Here is a 20,150-nt window from a genome sequence, read left to right as displayed (position 1 = left end):
AAGCAGACTAGGTCTGCTTTTTTGTTTCTATTCTTCCTCTGGGTAAGTCATTCCCCATTCTTCACGGAGGTCTGTCATCATACGCATGACATCACGCGAATAGTTTAGGTAAGTGTGGTTTTGGGCCCCGGCAATACTTGCTTCCATGTCCAGAACTTCATATTGCAAGGCTTGGTCGGTAGCCCCCACTTCAATCGTTTCCTGTTTGCCCGTATCCATGTAGGTAATAACTGCCTTTTGCCCACGGGGATATTCATAGAGTTCGATGTAGGCTTTGTCATAGGCCAAAAGTCCACGTTTAGGCTGTTTGGCATGCAAGGATAGGCTGACCGTCGCCATCTGGCCATCCGGATTTGTTAAAAGAATGCCAACCTGCTCATCTACACCTGTCGGAGCAAATTTTACCTGCGATGCTAACTGGTCTGGGCTAGAAGACATAAACCAACGCACAAATGATAAGGCATAGACACCAATATCCAACAAAGCTCCACCAGCTAGGTCACGGTTGAAAAAGCGGTTATTCATATCGTATTCTTTGTAACTACCGAAATTCATCTGAATCATCTTCAACTCACCAAAGGCACCACTGTCTGCCATACTCTTCAACTGACGATAGATGGGCATATGGAAAATCGTCATGGCTTCTGCCAACAGCACATGATTCTCTTCAGCTAATTGAATCGCTTCTTCCAATTCTTGACTGTTCAGCGTAATGGATTTTTCACATAAAACATGCTTGCCTGCCGCCAAGGCTTGGCGGAGGTAGTTGATATGGGTATTATGCGGTGTCGAAATGTAGATAATATCCACTTCTGGGTCTGCAAATACATCTTCTATTTTTTCATAAACTTTTTCAATTTCATACTTTTGTGCAAAGGCAAGGCCTTTTTCATGCGTGCGATTGGCTACCGAGTAGAGATTACCACCCAGCGCTTGCAAGGCTTGAGCCAACTCATTGGCGATAACGCCTGTTCCTAAGGTTGCCCACTTGTACTGAATCTGTTTTCCTGTGTCCATATTGACTCCTATCTATGCAGAAAAAGCAGACGGAAATCCATCTGCTTGGTGATTAAATCGCCCAATCGCCTTTACGGAAGATTGGCACAACAGTTCCGTCTTCGCGGATACCGTCGATATCCATTTGGTCTGATCCAATCATGAAGTCCACGTGAACGTCTGAACGGTTGAGACCGATTGCTTCCAACTCTTCTTCTGACATTTCAGTTCCACCTTCCACACAGAAAGCGTAGGCTGCGCCGATTGCCAAGTGGTTTGAGGCATTCTCATCAAACAAGGTTGTAAAGAAGGTAATATTTGATTGTGAAATTGGACTCTTATCTGGCACCAAGGCTACTTCTCCCAAAGCACGAGCTCCTTTGTTGTCAAAGACCAATTTCTTCATGACTTCGTCGCCTTTTTCAGCAGAAACATCCACAATCTCACCGTCTTTGAGGGTTACTTTAATGCCTTCGATGATGTTGCCGTTATAGCTGAGTGGTTTTGTAGAAGTCACATAACCGTCTGCTACACGGAAATCTGGTGCAGTGAAGACTTCTTCTGTTGGCATATTGGCGATGAAGTGCTCGCCTTGAGCATTGTAGCTACCAGCTGCTTCCCATGAATGGTGTTTTGGTAAGCCAAGTGTCAAGTCTGTACCTGGTGCTGTGTAATGCAATTTTACAAACTGCTCATCATTCAAGACTTTTGCTTTGGCATTAAGACGGTCTTCGTGCTCAGCCCAAGCTTGGATTGGGTCTTCTTCATAGATACGACAAGTTTTGAAAATTTGGTCCCAAAGGAGGTCCATAGCCTCTTCTTCGCTTGCAGCTTGAGGGAAAACTTTTTGTGCCCAGGCAGTTCCTGATGCAGCAGCCAAGGTCCAGCTAACTTTGTTAGCTTGGGTTGCAATACGAAGTGGTTTCAAAGCGATGCTGGCTGCCCGCGCAGCTTTTGATAATTTCTCAGGATCAACGCCATCAAGAGCTGCTGGATCTTCTGACAAAATAACCAAACGACTAGCTTTGTTATCTAGCCAATAATTCATCTCTGCAATCTTGTAATCTGGCACATTTTCCAAACGCTCAGTCGGAATGTTGAGGTAGTTTTGGCGAGTAATGAAGTCATCATTCCATTGAACCAAGACTTCCTTAGCGCCGAGAGCATAGGCCTCTTTGACCAAAAGACGAGCCAATTCAGCTTGATCAACACTAATACGAAGCACAACAGTGTCCCCTTCTTGAACATTGATACCCGTAGATACGAGCAACTTAGCATATTTTGCAAGATTTTCTTTGAAATTTGGTAATACCATGGGAATCTCCTTTAATATAATACAAAAGTCATTATACCATAATTAGATACAATAAAGAAGAGGCTACAAGTTCACCTCTTCCTTCAACTATTCTTCCATTTTCGTCTTCTCAGACACATTTTTCGCCAGAGGCAAACATTTACGAAGCCATCACCAAGGCACAGAGCTGCTAAGAAGAACCACATGCCAAGCATAGCTAAACTAAATTTTGACACTAAAAGATTGACCAAAAGTATGGTAATAACCGTTAGAAATAGCCACATAACAACGAGATAGAAAAGACCAATCCAGCTTAGATAATAGAGAAACTTGCTAAAACGACGATCTTTGGACTTCCAACCAATCAGCCAGATGATTACTGGTACCAAAAGAACAGTCAGATCTTGAATTGCCATACTAATCTCCACTTCTGAAAAATTCTACAAAACACCACAGACCAAAACTGATAAAAGTCCCCATCTCAATCCATGCCGTTCCAACAAAACCATCTGTCACCAAAAAAGGCAACCAAAACAAGAGTAGAACCAAGGCAAAGGTCCAAAATCTCCGTCGATAAACATCCATATCCTGCAAGAATTGGTTAAATCGAGACACAAGATATACCACTAACATCATATAAAAGTAGTAGGCCAGCGTCTGCCAAGCAAACTTATCAATGATAATCAAAAGAACAAAAATTGCAGAAATCGTAACCCAACAAAGATGAGCGAGTGTGATTCGAGGAAACTTAGACATCATTTTACCTCCCTTGAAAAGTAAATAGGAATGAATCGAATGCAACTAGCACCAATACGTAGACTACGATAGCTTGTAAACAAGAACAGCAAGAATAATAGAACGACCGATACATGATGAAAGAGAGAAGTCTGACTCGAGTAAATCTGGTAAGTGAGAACAAAACAAACAAAAGCAAGTAGGAGAGCAACTGCAAAATTGAAGAAAAAACTAAGCCAGCTCATCCAAAAGTAAAAGTGACGATAGGGAGCGCCTTCTACAACTTCTTTCGTCGTAACCAAGTCTGTAAATTCATAAAATATCATCCCGACAAATTCTACTAATAATTCCATGAAACTTTTTGTTGTATCCGCTTTCTTTTATTGTATTATATCACAGACACAATTATAAAAACAAGAAAAAACAGCTCGGCTGTTACACTCTTTCGTACCTTACAAGAGAGTTAGGCAGTCGGCCATTTTTTAAAAGAGATCATCAAAAAGGCTGAGTTGGTTATCTTCTGGCATATTGCCTAAAATCCCCATTTCATCCATTTTTTCGACCAGTGTTGAGGAGAGGCCACCACGTTTGCGGAGTTCTGTCTTGGACAAGAATTCTCCGTCCTTGCGGGCTGCGACAACTTGCTTAGCAACGTTCTCACCCAGTCCATCCATGGCAACAAATGGCGGTATCAGCGTATCCCCTTCGATCTTGAAGTCAATGGCGTCTGAATTGTAGAGGTCCAATTTTCCAAACTTGAATCCTCGTTCCAACATTTCATTGACAATTTCCAAAGTGGTATAGAGGTCAATTTCTACATTGGAAGCTTCATTGCGCTGGCGCTTATCTGCGATTTCCTTGAGTTTAGCCTTGACCTTGTCCAATCCACCCGACATGGTCGCCAAGTCAAAAGCTTTAGCGCGGATTGAAAAATAGGCACAGTAGTAATAAAGTGGGTGGTGAACCTTGAAATAGGCCACGCGCAGGGCCATCATAACATAGGCTGCCGCATGAGCTTTGGGGAACATGTACTTGATTTTTCCACAGGATTCAATGTACCAGTCAGGGACATTATTTTCCTTCATAGCCTGAATATAGCCGTTGCGCTCTTCTTCAGAAATCTTAAGCCAAGCCCCCTTACGCACCCGTTCCATGATAGTAAAGGCCATCTTAGGTTCCAAGCCTGCATGCATGAGGTAAACCATGATATCATCCCGACAACCGATTACCGTAGACAGGTCCGCAATACCTGCCTTGATCAAATCTTGGGCATTTCCAAGCCAAACGTCGGTACCGTGTGAAAGACCTGATAACTGTAAGAGCTCCGCAAAAGTCGTCGGACGCGTCTCTTCCACCATGCCCCGTACGAAGGTGGTCCCAAACTCTGGAATCCCCAACATACCTGTCGGTGTGCCAATCTGTTCTGGCGTAACTCCAAGAATCTCTGTCCCAGAAAAGAGCGCCATAACCCCCTTGTCATCGGCAGGAATAGTATTGGGATCAATCCCTGATAAGTCCTGCAACTTCCGAACCATGGTCGGGTCATCATGACCCAGAACATCGAGTTTTAGGACGTTTTCATCGATATCGTGGAAGTTAAAGTGAGTGGTCTGCCAAGCAGCCTCAAGGTCATCTGCTGGATACTGGACCGGTGTAAAGTCATAAACATCCATGTAGTCAGGAATAACAACGATACCACCAGGGTGCTGGCCTGTATTTCGCTTAACGCCTGCGGCGCCAGCCGCTAAGCGTTCCACCTCTACATCACGGTAGAACTTCCCATAATCCCGCTCGTACCCTCGGACAAATCCATAGGCCGTTTTGGCCGCAACCGTACCCACAGTCCCTGCACGAAAGGCGTATTGTTCCCCAAAAATATCCCGAACATCCAAGTGAGCAGACGGCTGATCTTCACCTGAGAAGTTCAAGTCGATATCGGGAACCTTGTCCCCGTCGAACCCAAGGAAGGTCTCAAAGGGAATGTCCTGGCCATTTTTCGCTAACTTGTGACCACATTCTGGGCAGTCCTTGTCGGGCATATCAAAGCCCGAACCATAGGAACCGTCCGTGATGAACTCACTGTACTGGCAACTCGGACAAACATAGTGCGGCGGCATGGGATTAACTTCTGTAATCCCGATCATGGTCGCTACAAAACTAGAGCCGACAGACCCCCGCGAACCAACCAGATAACCCCGCTGATTGGAACGGTGCACCAGCATCTGAGAGGCTAGGTAAATCACGGCAAAGCCATTCCCCAAGATAGAGGTCAATTCTTTTTCAATCCGTCGGTCAATGATATCTGGCAGTGGATTTCCGTAGATTTCAAAGGCCTTTTTATAGGTCAATTCAGCAACCGTCTCCTCAGCCTTTTCAATATAGGGCGTGTAGAGATCGCGCTTGACCACTTCCACTTCTTCGAAGCGCTCCAGCATGAGATTTGGATTAGTGATGACAATCTCACGCGCTAGATTGTCACCTAAGAAGGCAAATTCATCTAGCATTTCATTAGTAGTACGGAAATGAGCTTTGGGCAATGGAGCTGGCTGAGCAGCTTCTCCATGACCAATTGGACGGTTAATCATAGCTCCTTGCCCCTGAGCTCGCACAATAATTTCACGGTAAATTTCTTCTTCTGGATCAATGTAATGCACATTTCCCGTCGCAAGGACAGGCAAGTTGGCACGACGCCCTACTTCAATCAAGTTTTTAATCAATTCATGGATTTCATCCATGTTCTTGAATTGTTCCCGAGCAATGAGTGGTTCATAAAGAGCTGGTGGCATGACCTCGATAAAGTCATAATAGGCTGCTATTTTGACCGCTTCATCCAGACCTTTAGACACCAGAACATCAAAAACTTCCCCTTCTTGACAGGCTGTTCCTAAAATCAAGCCCTCACGGTGAGCATCAAGTACCGTCCGTGGAATCCGAGGGACCCCTTCAAAATACTTGGTATTGGACAAGGAAACTAGCTTAAACATATTTTTCAAGCCTGTTTGATTGGTCACATAAAGCGTAGCATGTTTGACACGGGCCTTTTTATAGGAATCCTCTGCAATCAGACTAGTATTAAGTTGACTGAGGTTGAAGAGACCGTGTTTTTCATAGGTTTCATTAAGGAAAATGAAGAGCAGGCGACCTGTTGCTTCCGCATCGTAATTGGCCATGTGGTGGTGCTCCAAGGCAACCCCAAAGCGTTTGGTCAAAGGTCCCAAACCATGTCGCTTGTATTCAGGGTAAAGATTGCGGGCAAATTCCAGCGTATCAATCACCGGCTGGCTAATCTGCGACAAGCCATGACGCTCATAGTTGGCATTCATAAAGCCCACGTCAAAGCTGGCATTGTGGGCAACCAAGACTGTTCCCTCACAAAACTCTTGGAAGGACTGGAGCACCTGCTCCAAAGGACGAGCATTACGGACATGCTCATCTGTAATCCCCGTCAAATCTGTCGTAAAGGCGGATAGGGGATGACCTGGATTGATAAATTCATCAAATTCTGCAATAACATTTCCCTTGTGCATCTTAGAAGCCGCAATCTGAATCAGGTCATTGTAAACCGCTGAAAGTCCTGTCGTCTCCACGTCGAAGACTACATAAGTAGCTTCTTTCAAGTCTACATCCGCTTCATTATAGACAATCGGAACACTATCTTCAACGACATTGGCCTCCAAGCCAAAAATGGGCTTAATTCCTGCCTTGCGCGCTGCATGATAGCCATGTGGGAAGGACTGAACATTCCCGTGGTCGGTAATAGCCACCGCCTTATGCCCCCACTTAGCGGCACGCGCTACCAAGTCTTCAACTGGTGGCAGAGCATCCATAGTAGACATATTGGTGTGGGCGTGAAACTCAATCCGCTTCTGGTCCTCTGGCATGAGGTCCTTGCGAATGTCACGCTTGACTTCCTGTACTTCCTGCACATTCATGGTCAAGTCACGGGTAAAATTGTTGGTCTCCACATTCCCTCGAACACGGAGCCAATTCCCTTTTTTAACCATGTCAAATTTCTGGGCTTCTTCTTCATTTTTTGCCCATTTTTGCAAGGTAAATGACGAAGTGTAGTCTGTCATCTTGAAATTGATGATGACCCGCCCCGTCCGCGTTACCTTGTGCTCCGCTTCAAAAACCAAACCTTCAAAGACAATCCGATTTTCTTCCGTTTCCACCTCAATCATAGGGGTGATTTCTGCCTTGTCCAAGTTAACCTTGGCAGGGCGAGATTTTTTGAATTCTTGGAAAGAAGACTGCGGTGCGGCTTCAGGTGGTGGTGCCATTTGTGCCAACTGCTCTTGCGCTTCCAGATTTTCTAAATTAGCTTGTTGGTAGATTTGCTCATTTTGCGCTTGGAAATCTGCCTCCAACCTTTCTGTCATTTCTTGACAAATTCGAAGATCGAGCTTGATGCCTGCAAAGCCAAAGCGTTCAAATTGCTGCAGGAGATTTGGCAGATGATTTTTCCGAAAGTGAGTCGTATCAATGGTTTCAGGTCCCTTCACATACAATGTTCCGTCCTCAAATTCCACTTCCAGACCTTGAAAAAGAGCTTTAAATCCTGCACTCTGACACAATTCCTCACTAAAAGCTTCCTGATAGTAAGCCTGCAAAACTGCTTGTTCAAAAGAAGGATTTTCAGTCACAATCTGAAAACGAGCCTGATTACCAGTCTTAGAAAATTCATTGACCAAGCGCGCCTTAAAATGCTGATAATCTGCTATGGCTAAGGTCTGGTCGAAACGGAAAGTAAAATCCCAAATCTTGCTGACCTTATGCACCAAAACCTGCTCAATTTTCCCAGTCGAAAAAACACTTGACGTCATCCCATCAAGCGGCATTCCAATCTGTTGCAATAAAAGTTGAAATTTATCAGACATAGCTTCTCTCTCGTCGTATTTTATCTTTTCATTTTATCATAAAGAGAGGATTTTTTCGAGGAAGAGGTGGGAAGGACATACGAAAAACAGACCGAAATCAATCAGTCTGTTTGTTTGCTTGTGCTATCCCTATTCTTTCTCTGAAGTTATCTTCTGATAGTTTCATTTTGCTAACAAATTCCTCATAAGTAGCTGCCCTTGGAATGTGTAAACCTAACTTGATAATCGAAATATCTGTTCTCGCACGCACATTCTTCTCATAACTTGACCCCGTGTTTAAATAAAATGTTTGACTTTCTCTTTCAACCTCTTCTGGATAAAGGTAGTAGCCCGTTTTTGCATCAAACCGAAACATATATGTCAATACCTGAGAATAATCTTGACTTCTAATAGTGTCTAATCGTTTATATTTAGCATCTGCTACAATTCGTAACTCTGGTGATTTACTGATAAAATCCGGATAAATCAAGCCTGCTGTCGGTGTAAATAAGCGCTGAGCCCCTTTACCACTTTTATTCATTGGGTGATAGAAACAATCACCTATCAACAAATTCACATATTCTTCCCACAACCAGGCGCCATCAAACAAAACTCCATACATTTTTTGATGACCATCGCCGAGTGTATTTTTTACGCCTTGCAATATGAACAGACACAAACGTTGCAACTCCCTATACTCGCGAAAATAGGCATGTCGCAAGGGCTGTTTCTGATTGGCTAACATCACTTGGTGACGCTGACTCTGATGATAAGACACTGTCGCTTCTATAATTGCTTTCACTGACGCAGAACACTTTTTCAAAATCAGTCTACCAGCAGACTTGGTCTGAATAGCTTCAATAGTATGCCGAACCAATTGCATGAGAGTATTGTCAGATGAAAATTCCCGCTGTCTATAAGCAATATTCCCATGAAATGGACTATTTTCACGTAAATGCCGAGCCACTTCAACAACACCTTTTAATTGACTATCATTTTTTTGACAGGTCACATAGGTCTTATAAAGTCCTTTACGCATAGCCTTTTCTAAGTAATACGGGAAAAGAAAATAAAGCATGTCAACATCTTGGCGGTCCTGATTAACCGTCGTAGTAAGGTCCATTAAATTTGGAAAATCAAAGACCTTAGAAAATAGATATTGAAAGAAGAAATCTTTTTTATCTTCTGAGAAACGCGATTGAATCGTTAATTTTTCTTGATCAAACCCGATAAATCCCATTAAATTACTGGTTCGATAGGAAGTATTAAAAGATTGCAAAACCATCTGTTCTTTTATCAAATCATCAGAATCAGCTACCACTTCCGGAAAAACAAAGAGATTTTCCTTACTCATTTCTTCTAGTGTCTTATTTGCAATTTTTTGAGTTAGATGAGGAATGGTTTCAAATTTTTCAGCTGCAATCTGAAAGTCATTGTCCTTAAGAATCAGCTTATTCATCGCCATCTACTCCTATTGGAGTGCGATAATAGGCTTTTCTAAGTTGAGCCATTATCTCATCTTCCTTATATGAGCCTCTCACATAATCTTCTAAAAGTGGTTCCAATTGGTCTGTCCACAATTCCTCAAAACTCATAGATTTTAATTTTAGGAAATAAGCTGGACCAACATGATAATGACTATTTAGACCTTCCACTTCAGAAATAGCTTGATTGAGAGAAGTCATCCTACTAATCGCTTCTTCTTTTTTATCTCCTAATCCTTCTAACATTTCTGTTCGCTCATCAGCTGTGATTTCAATAAACCTAAAACGACGACGCATGGCAAAGTCAAAAGTATCAACAGACCGATCAATGTCATTCATGGTGCCAATAATATAGACATTTTCTGGAATATAAAACTTCTCTTCTGGATCCTCATGCAAATTGGCATACTGGGTCAAAACAGCACCTTCTTCCCCACGGTAGCCAGGATCAAGTGAGAAGAAGAGTTCCCCAAAGATTTTTGAAATTTCCCCACGATTGATTTCGTCGATGATAAAGACAAATTTACAATCTGTTTTTAAGTCAGTCGGTGCTTTGTAGTCTTCTAAACCAAAGCGGATTTTCAGAGTCTCTAATACTGTCTTTCCACCACTTTTATAATATGATTGTTCATCATAATTTCTATTTTTATACAATTTATAAACGTATTGACGCGGCAATGTCCATCCCGAAGCACCACTATCATAATTCACCGAAAAATTTTGACGACTGTTGACGGTCAAATAAGAGGTTTTGGTTAAATATTCTTTCTCTTCAGATGTATTTACAAAATCCAGATAATTATCCCAAGCTTGCTCAAAATTATCTTGACCACCAATTCCCACATTTTTTCTTGCCCTATCGCAAAAACCTTTAAATACACCATCCTTCAGCTCAAAACCAATATTCCCACCAACAGAAGGAGTCGGTCTCAAGCCCTCCACAAAATCTGTGTAATCGTAGCTAGGATGAAATTGGACAAAGCCAATCCGAGATTTTTCCTCATCAGACAGATCTACGTACGTATCAACTCTACCATCAGTAACAATCGTCGCCGCAATTTGTTTTGCCAGATATGTCTTCCCTGTGCCAGGCGCACCACGGAAAATGAGGTTATAAGATTTTTCTAAATAATTGACATATTTATTTTTCACACCCAGCTGCTTCTCCTCTTCTATCATTTCGTCTATGCCATCAACTTCTTTTTCCTCAATGTATTCCCGGAAATATTGGTGTAAAGTTCCACCAAGAATAGAACCGTTTAACTCAGGATATTTATTTTGAATGATTTCAACAAGTTCATGATTCTGCCTATAAACTCCTCCTTGGGTTGGCAATGGCAATAACTTGCTCCAAAATTCTTTTTGATAGCTGTTAATATTGACACCAAAAAATGGTTCGCCACCTGAGTAGATACAAAGAAGTTTGATAATCATAGCACTACGTGTAAAAAAAGAATTTCTTGTGTTACGAGTATCAAAAACTGAATTATCAAAATCAAAGGAAATTCCAGCCGAAATAATTTCGTACAAATCATTTTTTAGATTAGTAAACTTCTCTTTTATTTGCTCTTCAGAAATCACTTGGTTCCTATGGTCAACATAGGCATTTTTCTTTTTGCTCCAGTAGATGCCGAATTTTGAAGCTGCTCCACCACCAATCCCTATGTAGAGATGTTTATATTTTCCTTGTTCGATTAAATAGCAGAGCGATTGATTCTGACTCCCTTTGCCAATAACATATTCATCAATCGTCATTGTTTGTAGCCTCTCAAGAGGCCATTCTTCAATAAATTCTTCCCTTAGTTTACTATTAATTTCTTGGTTATACTGTGCAGCAGCCAAGAGTTCTTCTCTGTTAGACTCAAACCACTTATAAAAGTCTTCTAAACTCGGTTGACGAGATTCGTTTTCTACCTTTAGATATTCTTTCTGCGAAGTATTATCAGTCATTTTGATGCTCCTTAGCTCTTTTTTCAGTATAACATATTACAAGTATCTTTCAGTATTAAAAATAATTTTTTCACTTCCCATATCAAAAAATCGGATATCATAATTCGTAAAATAGTTCAAAAAAAGGACAGCTAGTACTAGCTATCCTCTAACTTCAATTATTTTTTCTGCGTCAAAATTTGCAGGATTTCAAGGAGTTGATCTACGTGGACTTCGACTGTGTCGCCAGTTCCTTTGATTTTGACTTCGACAATGCCGTCTGCGGCTTTCTTACCAACAGTGACACGGATCGGCAAGCCAATCAAGTCGCTATCAGAGAATTTAGAACCGACACGCTCATTGCGGTCATCGGTCAAGACTTCATAACCTGCGCTGACCAAACTTGCTTCGATTTGGTCTGTCAAAGCCATAGCCGCTTCATCCTTGATGTTAACTGGGATGAGGTGAACATCAAACGGCGCCAATTCTTTAGGGAAATTAATTCCCCACGCAAAACGGTAGTCGCCTTTAGGTGTTTTGTTAACAAAGAGGCGAGCATGTTGTTCCAAGACCGCTGACAAGAGACGGCTGACACCGATACCGTAGCAACCCATGATGATAGACATAGATCGACCATTCTCATCCAAGATACTGGCATTCATGCTATCTGTATAGCGAGTTCCAAGCTTGAAGATATGACCGATTTCAATACCACGCGCAAAGTTCAAGACACCTTTTCCATCTGGAGCGATTTCGCCCTCTTTAACTTCACGAATGTCCACATATTCTGTCACTTGGAAATCACGACCAGCATTCGCACCTGTATAGTGGAAACCATTTTCATTGGCGCCAACAACCGCATTTTTAACATCTGCCACCTTGCGGTCTGCAATCACAATCACATCTGCTGGCAAACCGACTGGACCAAGAGAACCAAAGTTTGCTCCGAAAAGTTTTTCAGCATCTGCATCTGTCGCCACGTCTAAGAAGTCTGCTGCCAAATGATTTTTCAATTTTACATCATTCACTTGGTCATTGCCAACAAGAAGGGCTACAACTGGTTTTTCATCTGCGATGAAGAGCATGGTCTTGATAGTTTCTTCTTCAGATACATTCAAGAAAGCAGCCACTTCGTCGATTGACTTGCAGTCAGGTGTTTCAACTTTGACAAGCTCTTCTTCGGCTACAACCTTAGTTGATGGTTTGTATTCATTACTTGCCATTTCAAGGTTGGCAGCATAGTCAGACTCTGTAGAGTAGGCAATGGTATCTTCACCAGATACAGACCATTTGAGCAATTCAGCCTTAATTTCTTCTAAAACATCTGCTGGAATTTCGTCAAATGAAGCAACAGATTTGTCTAAGACAACCCAACGGTCCAAGTCTGTGCGGTCTGGAGTAATAGCCATAAATTCTTGGCTGTCCTTACCACCCATGGCACCACCGTCACCGATAATGGCCTTGAAATCAAGTCCGCTACGAGTGAAGATTGCTTCATAAGCACGTTTGTAATCGTCATAGGTCTCATCCAAACTTTCATAGTTAGCATGGAATGAGTAGCCATCTTTCATGATAAATTCACGACCGCGGAGAAGACCATTACGAGGACGTTTTTCATCGCGGTACTTTGATTGAATTTGGTAAATGTTGAGTGGTAATTGTTTGTAAGACTGGATGGCATCGCGCGCAAGCAAGGTCACTGTTTCTTCGTGAGTTGGTCCCAAGATAAAGTCTGAACCTTCACGGTTTTTCAATTTGTAGAGATCATCACCATAAGTGTCGTAACGACCAGATTCGCGCCAAATGTCCGCTGACAAAAGGGCTGGCGCTAAAAATTCAACCGCACCAATCTTGTCAAACTCCTCACGCATAATCGTTTTAGCCTTTTCAATCACACGGTTAGCCAGCGGCAAGTAGCTATAAATACCAGCTGAAATCTGACGAACATAGCCAGCGCGTAAGAGAAGAGCATGACTAATAACTTGAGCATCACTAGGCATTTCGCGTAGTGTTGGAATAAGCATTTTTGACTGTTTCATAATTCACATAAACTCTCAAAGAGAGAACTTGTATCCTTTCACATATTCGATTTAGAAGAAGACTCGCATAATATCATTCCAAGTCACGGCAATCATCAAGACCACCATAACCACTACACCTGCGAGTGTGATGTAGCTTTCTACTTCTTGTTTCAAGGGTTTTCTACGAATGGCTTCTAGCAAATTGAGGACAATCTTCCCACCGTCCAAGGCTGGAATCGGAATGAGATTGAAAATACCCAAGTTGATTGAGAGCATAGCCAACAGATACAGTACCGATGTGAAGCCATTTTGTGCAGCTTGTGAGCTGACATTAAAGATGGCTACTGGACCACCGAGTTTATTGATATCAAAGCGAGCAATGAGATTTTTCAAAGCCGTAACAACCATGACAGCCGTATCACCTGTTTGCTGCAAGGCGCCTTGAACCTTGTCTAAGATTCCTGTTTTAAGGGCTGCAGACACACCAAGATAATAGCTCTTTCCTTGTTTCTTAGTGGTCACCTGCAAGGTCTTTTCCTGGCCTGCATGCTCTACTACCACGTCCAAGGTTGGTGCAGTTTTAGCATCTTTAGTAGCTCTTGCAACAGCGCTAGCGATTTCCTCATAATTGGTCATTTTCTGACCTTGGATAGACAAAATCTTGTCTCCAGTCACCACTCCAGCTGCTTGTAAGGCACCACCGTCCACTACCGAAATGGTATTTGTTGAGGTATCCGCTACCCCACCTTGCATGAAAATCAAGATTAAGAAAGCCACAAATCCTAGAATAAAATTATTCATAGGACCTGCAAAGTTAGTGATGAGACGCCCCCAGATAGAGACATTTTGATACTGAACATCGAGCGGCGCTATGCGAACTTCTGTCCCATCTTCCTCAACAATGGTCGCATCATGGTCTACCTTGTAGGTCTGACTTTCTTCCAGTACCAAGCCTGTCATTTCCAGCTTGTCTTCAAAGTCAAAAGTCGTCACATTCATAGGTAGACTATTATTGTCCAACTGCTTATCGGACAGATTGATACGGGTCACGACACCATCCTCGTTTAAGGTGAGACTAGCAGGTGTTCCCGTTTTAATTTCAGTTGTATCTTCACCCCAGCCAGCCATACGAACATAGCCACCCAGAGGCAAAATACGGATCGTGTAAGCCGTCCCATCTTTTCCGATATGTGAGAAGATTTTCGGCCCCATCCCAATGGCAAATTCCCGCACAAGAATGCCAGATTTTTTCGCGAAATAGAAATGACCGAACTCGTGAACAACCACGATTACGCCAAATACAAAGATAAAAGCAATAAGTCCCTTCATAGATTCTCCTTAAAATAAACCAAAGAAATGCATGATTGGGAAGACAAAAATCATACTGTCAAAGCGGTCCAAAATCCCACCATGCCCTGGAATCAATTTACCAGAATCCTTAACGCCAAAATGACGCTTAATGGCACTTTCTACCAAGTCTCCAAATTGTCCAAAAACGGAGAAAATAGCAATCAAGAAGAGCATGGTTACAAAGGAATGACCAGCTTTTACCGTACCGTCTACCAGCATGTAAATCAAGCCAACGACAACTGCTGAAGCAACCCCTCCAAAGAAACCTTCTAGTGTTTTATTGGGTGAAACTTTTGGCATGAGCTTACGACGACCAATCTGGCGACCAATCATATAGGCACCGATATCCGTTGCCCAAACGATAAAGAGAGCAAAGAGAACCTTGCTGAGACTATCCATCCGAGCAGAAATCAGATTATGGAAACCAATCCCCACGTAAAAACTAGAAGCAATCGGGAAGACCACCTGCGAATAATCATACTTACCAATATTAAAAACAGTTGACCCCAAGAGCAAAAAGACTACAATGGCAAAGGCGGTGTAACTTCCATCCGTTGGTAAAAATGGAATATAATCCTGCATAGGTAAAGTAAGCACCAGCGCCCCTAACATCGTCAAGGCACCCTCCGTTGAATTCGGAGCTAGTCTGTGCATTTTAATCAATTCAGCTGTCCCAATCATAGCCAAAAGACCAATCAAGAGTTGGAAAGGCACCCCTCCCATAAGCAAAAACGGAATAAAAATCACTAGGGCAATGCCACCAAATATGACACGTTTTTGTAAATCCTTAGACATCTTCTTCTCCTTAAATCCCGCCAAATCTACGATGACGACGATGGTATTCTAACACTGCATCCTGCAAATCTTTTTCATCAAAATCTGGCCAGGCAACATCTGTAAAATAAAGCTCACTATAGGCTGTTTGCCAAGGCAAGAAATTGCTAAGGCGCACCTCTCCACTCGTCCGAATCACCAAATCCGGATCACGGTATTTTGTCGGTAGAACCCCTGTATAAAGGTAATCCGAAATGACCTTCTCATCAATATCACCAGGATTAAACTTAGCATCTAAAATATCCTGAGCAATCAAGCGCATGGCGTGAGCCAACTCATCTCGACCACCATAATTCAAGGCAAAATTCAAAATCAAACCCGTATTGTGCTTGGTCTTTTCTTCTGCCTTAAACAAAGCATTCTTAGTAGCTTTAGGTAAACGACGATGGTCCCCAATCATCTGAATTTTTACGTTATTGCCATGCAATTCTGGAACGTATTTGTCGTAGAATTCTACCGGCAAATTCATAATGAACTTCACTTCCTTTTCAGGTCGTGTCCAATTTTCCGTTGAAAATGCGTAAACTGTCAGCACCCGAACACCCATATCAGAAGCCGCTTTGGTGACATTTTGCAGAGCATCCATGCCAGCCTTATGCCCCATAACACGTGGCTGGAGACGTTTTTTTGCCCAACGACCATTTCCATCCATGATAATGGCGATGTGTTTCGGCACTTCAAGCGCTGTCTGCATCTTTTCTTTTTTCTTCTTAAACCCAAAGGTAAACATAGTATTTCCTCTATAATATAATCATTTTATTATACCATACTTCCTACAAATGAACAAAATGACCACCTGAACAGCTCACAAAGAAACTCACCCAATAAATAGCTAGTGAATTTGTTAAGAGAGTGATGAAAAAATTGAGGAATGAAAATAGTATGTACAGTTAGACGTACACTTTTCTTACAAAAAACAAAAAGAAAAACAGCCCTAAAGCTGTCTTTCAGGAGATATATAAAAAGATGTATTTATTTTATAGCTGTTTCCTTAAAGAAAACTTAAACTGACTAGCAGATAAGATATAGAGGAACATCCAACGGAAAAGATTGTCTGCAATGGTAGCCATCCACACTCCTGCCAATCCTAGCTGACACACATGAACCAGCAAGTAGCCCAATCCAATCCGAATGACCCACATGCCCAGACTAGTCGCATAAAAAGGCAATTTAGCATTTCCACATCCTTGCCAAAAAGCTGTGTACACCAAGATCCCAGCTGTTGCAGGCGTCCCTAAAAAGGAATAAAGACTCACTAACAAACTCGCCTCTGTTGCCATCACATCTGTCGTGTAAAAGCTTGTCAACCATTTTCCCGATAGGAAAATCACCGCAGATACTAGAGCCATGAAACCAAGCGATAGGAGAAAACTCCACCGAACAATGGCTCCTAGCTCCTCTTCCTTTTCCTGACCACGCGCATGAGCAATCAAAATGACCGTCGCCGTCGCAATTCCCATCCCCGGCATATAATTGAATTGAGTCAAGGTTTCTCCGATAGCATTCCCCGCCACAACAGCCGTCCCTAAAGACACAATCAAACTGACAATAACGACATCTCCAGCCCTCATCATCAACCGTTCACCAGCAGCAGGCAAGGCCAAATTTACTAATTCACGATCAACACCTATTCCTATCTTGTCTAGGGTAAAGGGCAGACGAGACCACAAAATAACAACTGCTAAAGCACGCGCCAGCAAGGTCCCAATGGCAACTCCTGCTACTCCACCGTGAAAGACAAACACAAAGAGGGCAGAGAAGATAACATTGACCACATTACTCAAGAGGCTGATGTACATGGGAAGCTGAGCGTGTCCACTCGCTCTCAGTATACTGCCTAGACTGGTCATCAGCCCCAGTAAAACAATACCTCCACCAACCAAGGCCAGATAGAGACCGCCCATCTGCGCCACATTTGATTCCGTCCCAAGCAATCTCAACATCCCTTGTCCTCCAAAAACGGACAAGAGCCCCAATACCAAACTAAGTAAAAGTGTCAAAAAGATAGACTGAGCAGCTTGATGTTGCGCTTGAGTCACATCTCCCTGTCCATACTTTTTGGCTACCATAGCTGAAACAGCTGAACCTAACGCAATAAAAATCGCTTGATAGATGCTGAGAATATTATTGGCTACGGAAACCCCTGAAATGGTTGCTAGACCAAGAGAGGCGACTAAATAGCCATCCACCATTCCCATAAACATCTGTAAAAAATTCTCCGCCATCGCCGGCAAAGCCAAGTCTAAAATCTTTTTTATCTGTCCCATGTATCCTAGTAATTTAAAAGGTCTAGGCTTCCCCAGACCGTACTCATCTTATTTCAAACCGAGATAGTTTTCCACTTCCGCCTGCATCTCACTTGTCGCAACAACTGTGGTATGACGAACTTCTGCTGTCGCCAAACCATGCACTGCAGCTGGTTGGGCTACTCCTGACAATTTCTCCAATTCTGCAACTGCTACAAAGTCATCTACTGGATCGATTCCCGTGATAGACTCCACTGCCACACGTGGGAATTTATAAGGACTAGCAGTTGAAGCAACCAAGGTTAGGGTCTCGTCACCAGATTTCTCATGATAAGCACGATAAACTGCTGACGCAACTGCTGTATGAGGATCTTCTACATAGCCTGCTTCGTCAAAAATACGCTTGATTTCAGTAGCCGTATCCGCTTCGCTAGCGTAACCCGCTGCAAAAAGTCCAAGAATGTCTTGGTCTACTTGAGGCAAGCTGTACTCCCCTTTTTCCGCCAAAGCTGTCATCAATTCCTTGGTCACTGCCGCATCATTTCCCACCAAGTGGAAGATGAGACGTTCCAAGTTTGAAGATACCAAGATATCCATAGAAGGACTAGTTGTTACCTTAAATTCACGTTTTTTATCATAAGTGCCCGTCTTGAAGAAATCTGTCAAAACCTTGTTTTCATTGGAGGCACAAATTAACTTGTGGACTGGAAGACCGATTTGACGCGCATAGTAGGCTGCCAAGATATTGCCAAAGTTACCAGTTGGGACAGTAATGTTGATCGGCTGACCCGCTTGGACAGCGCCAGCTTTGACCAACTGAGCATAGGCATAAACATAGTAGACCACTTGCGGTACCAAACGGCCCACATTCATAGAATTAGCTGATGAAAATTGAGCGCCATTGGTCAAGAGTTTGGCCCGCAAATCTGCATCATTAAACATGCGCTTAACATCTGTCTGCGCATCATCGAAATTGCCCTTGATGGCCACTACATGCGTATTGTCCCCAGTCTGTGTCGTCATCTGCAATTCTTGAATCTTGCTGACCGCTCCGTCCGGGTAAAAGACGATAATCTCTGTCCCAGGTACATCTGCAAAACCAGCCATAGCAGCCTTTCCAGTATCACCAGAAGTTGCTGTCAAGATGACAATCTTGTTGTCCACACCTTGCTTTTTAGCTGATGTCGTCAAAAGATAAGGTAGGATAGATAAGGCCATATCTTTAAAGGCGATGGTTGAGCCGTGGAACAATTCCAAATTGTAATGATTGCCAACCTTAATAACTGGTGCAATCACTTCTGTGTCAAACTTATTATCATAAGCATTGGTGATACAATAATCCAACTCTTCTTCTGTAAAATCATCCAGAAAAGCAGATAATACCAACTTAGCCACTTCTTGATAAGAAGCATCCTTTAACTGGGCGAAATCCAAGTTAATAGCTGGAGTTGCTACCGGCGTAAAGAGACCTCCATCTGTCGCCAAACCTTGTAAAATCGCCTGACTGGCTGTTACTTTATTATTCTCATCACGAGTTGATTGATAGACCAATGTCATGTCTGCACCTCTTCCACTTCATTTTTTCTATTGTACCATAAAATGTCAGAAAATTTATAAAAATTCATTAAAAAGAAGAGCCTCCAATCCTTTGCTAGACTGTCTACTATCTTTTCAAAATATTTATTTTTCCAATGTAAAGGCCATGTTCTTCTCACCAGTAAAGGTTAAGGTTTTGCCTGAACGTTTGTAGTGACTGAAGCTGAAATTCTCCAGTCCAATTTTTTTACCATCTGTACTTCCTGTAATCACGCGCAAGAAGGGATTGACCTTTCCAGCTGAGGAATTGGCTGTTACAAGTCCTGTTTTACTATCAAAGTTTGCACCTCCCTTGGTTGCATTTTCACTGATACTCTTATTAAACTCTTCAATTGCCTTGTCCTCTGTCAAAAAGAGGGCTTTGATGGCTTTTTCGTAGTCGTTTCCGTAGACTTGCTTGAGAACCTCTTCTTTGGTCACTCCATACTCAGAGGCTGTTTTTTCCGCATCTACCAAGATAGTTTGGTATTCTTTCTCGACCAATTTGCTATAGGCTGCGCCAAAAGCTGCGCTATCCACCTTGTAAGAGACTATAAAGTCAGCCTTGTTGTCTTTTACCGTCAAGGTGACCTTGGCATCTTTAAATAAATCACTGGCTTTCAGACCAAGATTTGAAAAATCTCCGCTCTCTTTTGTCAGGGTCTCTAAAAGATCCTTTTCCAAGGCTGCACTCCGCCAAGTTCCTGTAATATCTCCTGTACTATACCAAAAAGCAGAACCAGCTCCTAGGCAGATGATTATTGCTGCAAGGATTCCTAAAATCCATTTCAAAGGACTCTTTTTCTGAATCACAGTCTGATTTTCCATAT

General features: G+C 42.6%; 15 protein-coding genes. All 15 read right to left on the bottom strand.

Translation table 11 applies throughout. The features are described from left to right. Positions 1-27 precede the first annotated feature (27 nt). On the bottom strand, positions 28-1,017 hold the full coding sequence (locus tag ACHUFA_RS04700) for a Gfo/Idh/MocA family protein (protein ID WP_394405048.1): 990 nt from the start codon (positions 1,015-1,017) through the stop codon (positions 28-30). A gap of 52 nt (positions 1,018-1,069) precedes the next feature. Beyond that, positions 1,070-2,311: an aminopeptidase gene (locus tag ACHUFA_RS04695; protein WP_394405047.1), complete on the bottom strand. Its 1,242-nt coding sequence runs from the start codon at positions 2,309-2,311 to the stop codon at positions 1,070-1,072. 83 nt (positions 2,312-2,394) lie between these two features. Next, entirely contained in the window at positions 2,395-2,706 is a 312-nt protein-coding gene (locus ACHUFA_RS04690; RefSeq protein ID WP_222347775.1) for a hypothetical protein, read from the bottom strand. 1 nt (position 2,707) lies between these two features. Then, positions 2,708-3,049: a hypothetical protein gene (locus ACHUFA_RS04685; protein WP_394405046.1), complete on the bottom strand. Its 342-nt coding sequence runs from the start codon at positions 3,047-3,049 to the stop codon at positions 2,708-2,710. After that, entirely contained in the window at positions 3,046-3,378 is a 333-nt protein-coding gene (locus ACHUFA_RS04680; protein WP_394405045.1) for a hypothetical protein, read from the bottom strand. Before ACHUFA_RS04680 ends, ACHUFA_RS04685 begins: the two co-directional genes overlap by 4 nt. 129 nt (positions 3,379-3,507) lie before the next feature. Beyond that, a complete protein-coding gene (locus ACHUFA_RS04675) occupies positions 3,508-7,902 on the bottom strand; it encodes a PolC-type DNA polymerase III (protein ID WP_394405044.1) in 4,395 nt (1,464 codons plus the stop codon). A 97-nt stretch (positions 7,903-7,999) separates the two neighbouring features. Beyond that, entirely contained in the window at positions 8,000-9,340 is a 1,341-nt protein-coding gene (locus tag ACHUFA_RS04670; RefSeq protein WP_394405043.1) for a 5-methylcytosine restriction system specificity protein McrC, read from the bottom strand. Beyond that, the gene (locus ACHUFA_RS04665; protein WP_394405042.1) at positions 9,333-11,315 is read right to left on the bottom strand and encodes an McrB family protein; all 1,983 of its coding nucleotides are present in this window, start codon (positions 11,313-11,315) and stop codon (positions 9,333-9,335) included. The genes ACHUFA_RS04670 and ACHUFA_RS04665 overlap by 8 nt, the downstream gene beginning before the upstream one ends. Positions 11,316-11,473: 158 nt before the next feature. Beyond that, entirely contained in the window at positions 11,474-13,333 is a 1,860-nt protein-coding gene (locus ACHUFA_RS04660; RefSeq protein ID WP_394405041.1) for a proline--tRNA ligase, read from the bottom strand. A gap of 51 nt (positions 13,334-13,384) precedes the next feature. Continuing rightward, positions 13,385-14,644, bottom strand: a complete 1,260-nt coding sequence (rseP, locus tag ACHUFA_RS04655) for an RIP metalloprotease RseP (RefSeq protein ID WP_394405040.1) — start codon at positions 14,642-14,644, stop codon at positions 13,385-13,387. A 9-nt stretch (positions 14,645-14,653) separates the two neighbouring features. Beyond that, positions 14,654-15,460 (bottom strand): phosphatidate cytidylyltransferase, encoded by an 807-nt coding sequence (locus tag ACHUFA_RS04650; RefSeq protein WP_394405039.1) that lies wholly within the window; start codon positions 15,458-15,460, stop codon positions 14,654-14,656. A gap of 10 nt (positions 15,461-15,470) precedes the next feature. Continuing rightward, the gene (gene uppS / locus ACHUFA_RS04645) at positions 15,471-16,229 is read right to left on the bottom strand and encodes an undecaprenyl pyrophosphate synthase (RefSeq protein WP_394405038.1); all 759 of its coding nucleotides are present in this window, start codon (positions 16,227-16,229) and stop codon (positions 15,471-15,473) included. A 247-nt stretch (positions 16,230-16,476) separates the two neighbouring features. Further along, positions 16,477-17,766: an MATE family efflux transporter gene (locus ACHUFA_RS04640; RefSeq protein WP_394405037.1), complete on the bottom strand. Its 1,290-nt coding sequence runs from the start codon at positions 17,764-17,766 to the stop codon at positions 16,477-16,479. Positions 17,767-17,814: 48 nt separating this feature from the next. After that, positions 17,815-19,302: a threonine synthase gene (gene thrC, locus ACHUFA_RS04635; RefSeq protein WP_394405036.1), complete on the bottom strand. Its 1,488-nt coding sequence runs from the start codon at positions 19,300-19,302 to the stop codon at positions 17,815-17,817. Between the two features lie 123 nt (positions 19,303-19,425). Continuing rightward, positions 19,426-20,148: a hypothetical protein gene (locus ACHUFA_RS04630; RefSeq protein WP_222347762.1), complete on the bottom strand. Its 723-nt coding sequence runs from the start codon at positions 20,146-20,148 to the stop codon at positions 19,426-19,428. Positions 20,149-20,150 lie beyond the last annotated feature (2 nt).

The sequence above is a fragment of the Streptococcus hepaticus genome (genome assembly GCF_043656315.1).
In the GTDB taxonomy this organism is placed as follows: Bacteria; Bacillota; Bacilli; order Lactobacillales; family Streptococcaceae; genus Streptococcus; species Streptococcus hepaticus.
Note: the sequence above shows the minus strand (reverse complement) of the source record. Positions and strands in the feature narration are given on the sequence as shown.

Coding starts and splice junctions, on each gene's coding strand:
- ACHUFA_RS04640 (WP_394405037.1), bottom strand. CDS start 17,766: ATGGGACAGATAAAAAAGATTTTAGACTTGGCTTTGCCGGCGATGGCG.
- ACHUFA_RS04665 (WP_394405042.1), bottom strand. CDS start 11,315: ATGACTGATAATACTTCGCAGAAAGAATATCTAAAGGTAGAAAACGAA.
- ACHUFA_RS04650 (WP_394405039.1), bottom strand. CDS start 15,460: ATGTCTAAGGATTTACAAAAACGTGTCATATTTGGTGGCATTGCCCTA.
- ACHUFA_RS04695 (WP_394405047.1), bottom strand. CDS start 2,311: ATGGTATTACCAAATTTCAAAGAAAATCTTGCAAAATATGCTAAGTTG.
- ACHUFA_RS04685 (WP_394405046.1), bottom strand. CDS start 3,049: ATGATGTCTAAGTTTCCTCGAATCACACTCGCTCATCTTTGTTGGGTT.
- ACHUFA_RS04660 (WP_394405041.1), bottom strand. CDS start 13,333: ATGAAACAGTCAAAAATGCTTATTCCAACACTACGCGAAATGCCTAGT.
- ACHUFA_RS04630 (WP_222347762.1), bottom strand. CDS start 20,148: ATGGAAAATCAGACTGTGATTCAGAAAAAGAGTCCTTTGAAATGGATT.
- rseP (WP_394405040.1), bottom strand. CDS start 14,644: ATGAAGGGACTTATTGCTTTTATCTTTGTATTTGGCGTAATCGTGGTT.
- ACHUFA_RS04670 (WP_394405043.1), bottom strand. CDS start 9,340: ATGAATAAGCTGATTCTTAAGGACAATGACTTTCAGATTGCAGCTGAA.
- ACHUFA_RS04675 (WP_394405044.1), bottom strand. CDS start 7,902: ATGTCTGATAAATTTCAACTTTTATTGCAACAGATTGGAATGCCGCTT.
- ACHUFA_RS04700 (WP_394405048.1), bottom strand. CDS start 1,017: ATGGACACAGGAAAACAGATTCAGTACAAGTGGGCAACCTTAGGAACA.
- thrC (WP_394405036.1), bottom strand. CDS start 19,302: ATGACATTGGTCTATCAATCAACTCGTGATGAGAATAATAAAGTAACA.
- ACHUFA_RS04680 (WP_394405045.1), bottom strand. CDS start 3,378: ATGGAATTATTAGTAGAATTTGTCGGGATGATATTTTATGAATTTACA.
- ACHUFA_RS04690 (WP_222347775.1), bottom strand. CDS start 2,706: ATGGCAATTCAAGATCTGACTGTTCTTTTGGTACCAGTAATCATCTGG.
- uppS (WP_394405038.1), bottom strand. CDS start 16,229: ATGTTTACCTTTGGGTTTAAGAAGAAAAAAGAAAAGATGCAGACAGCG.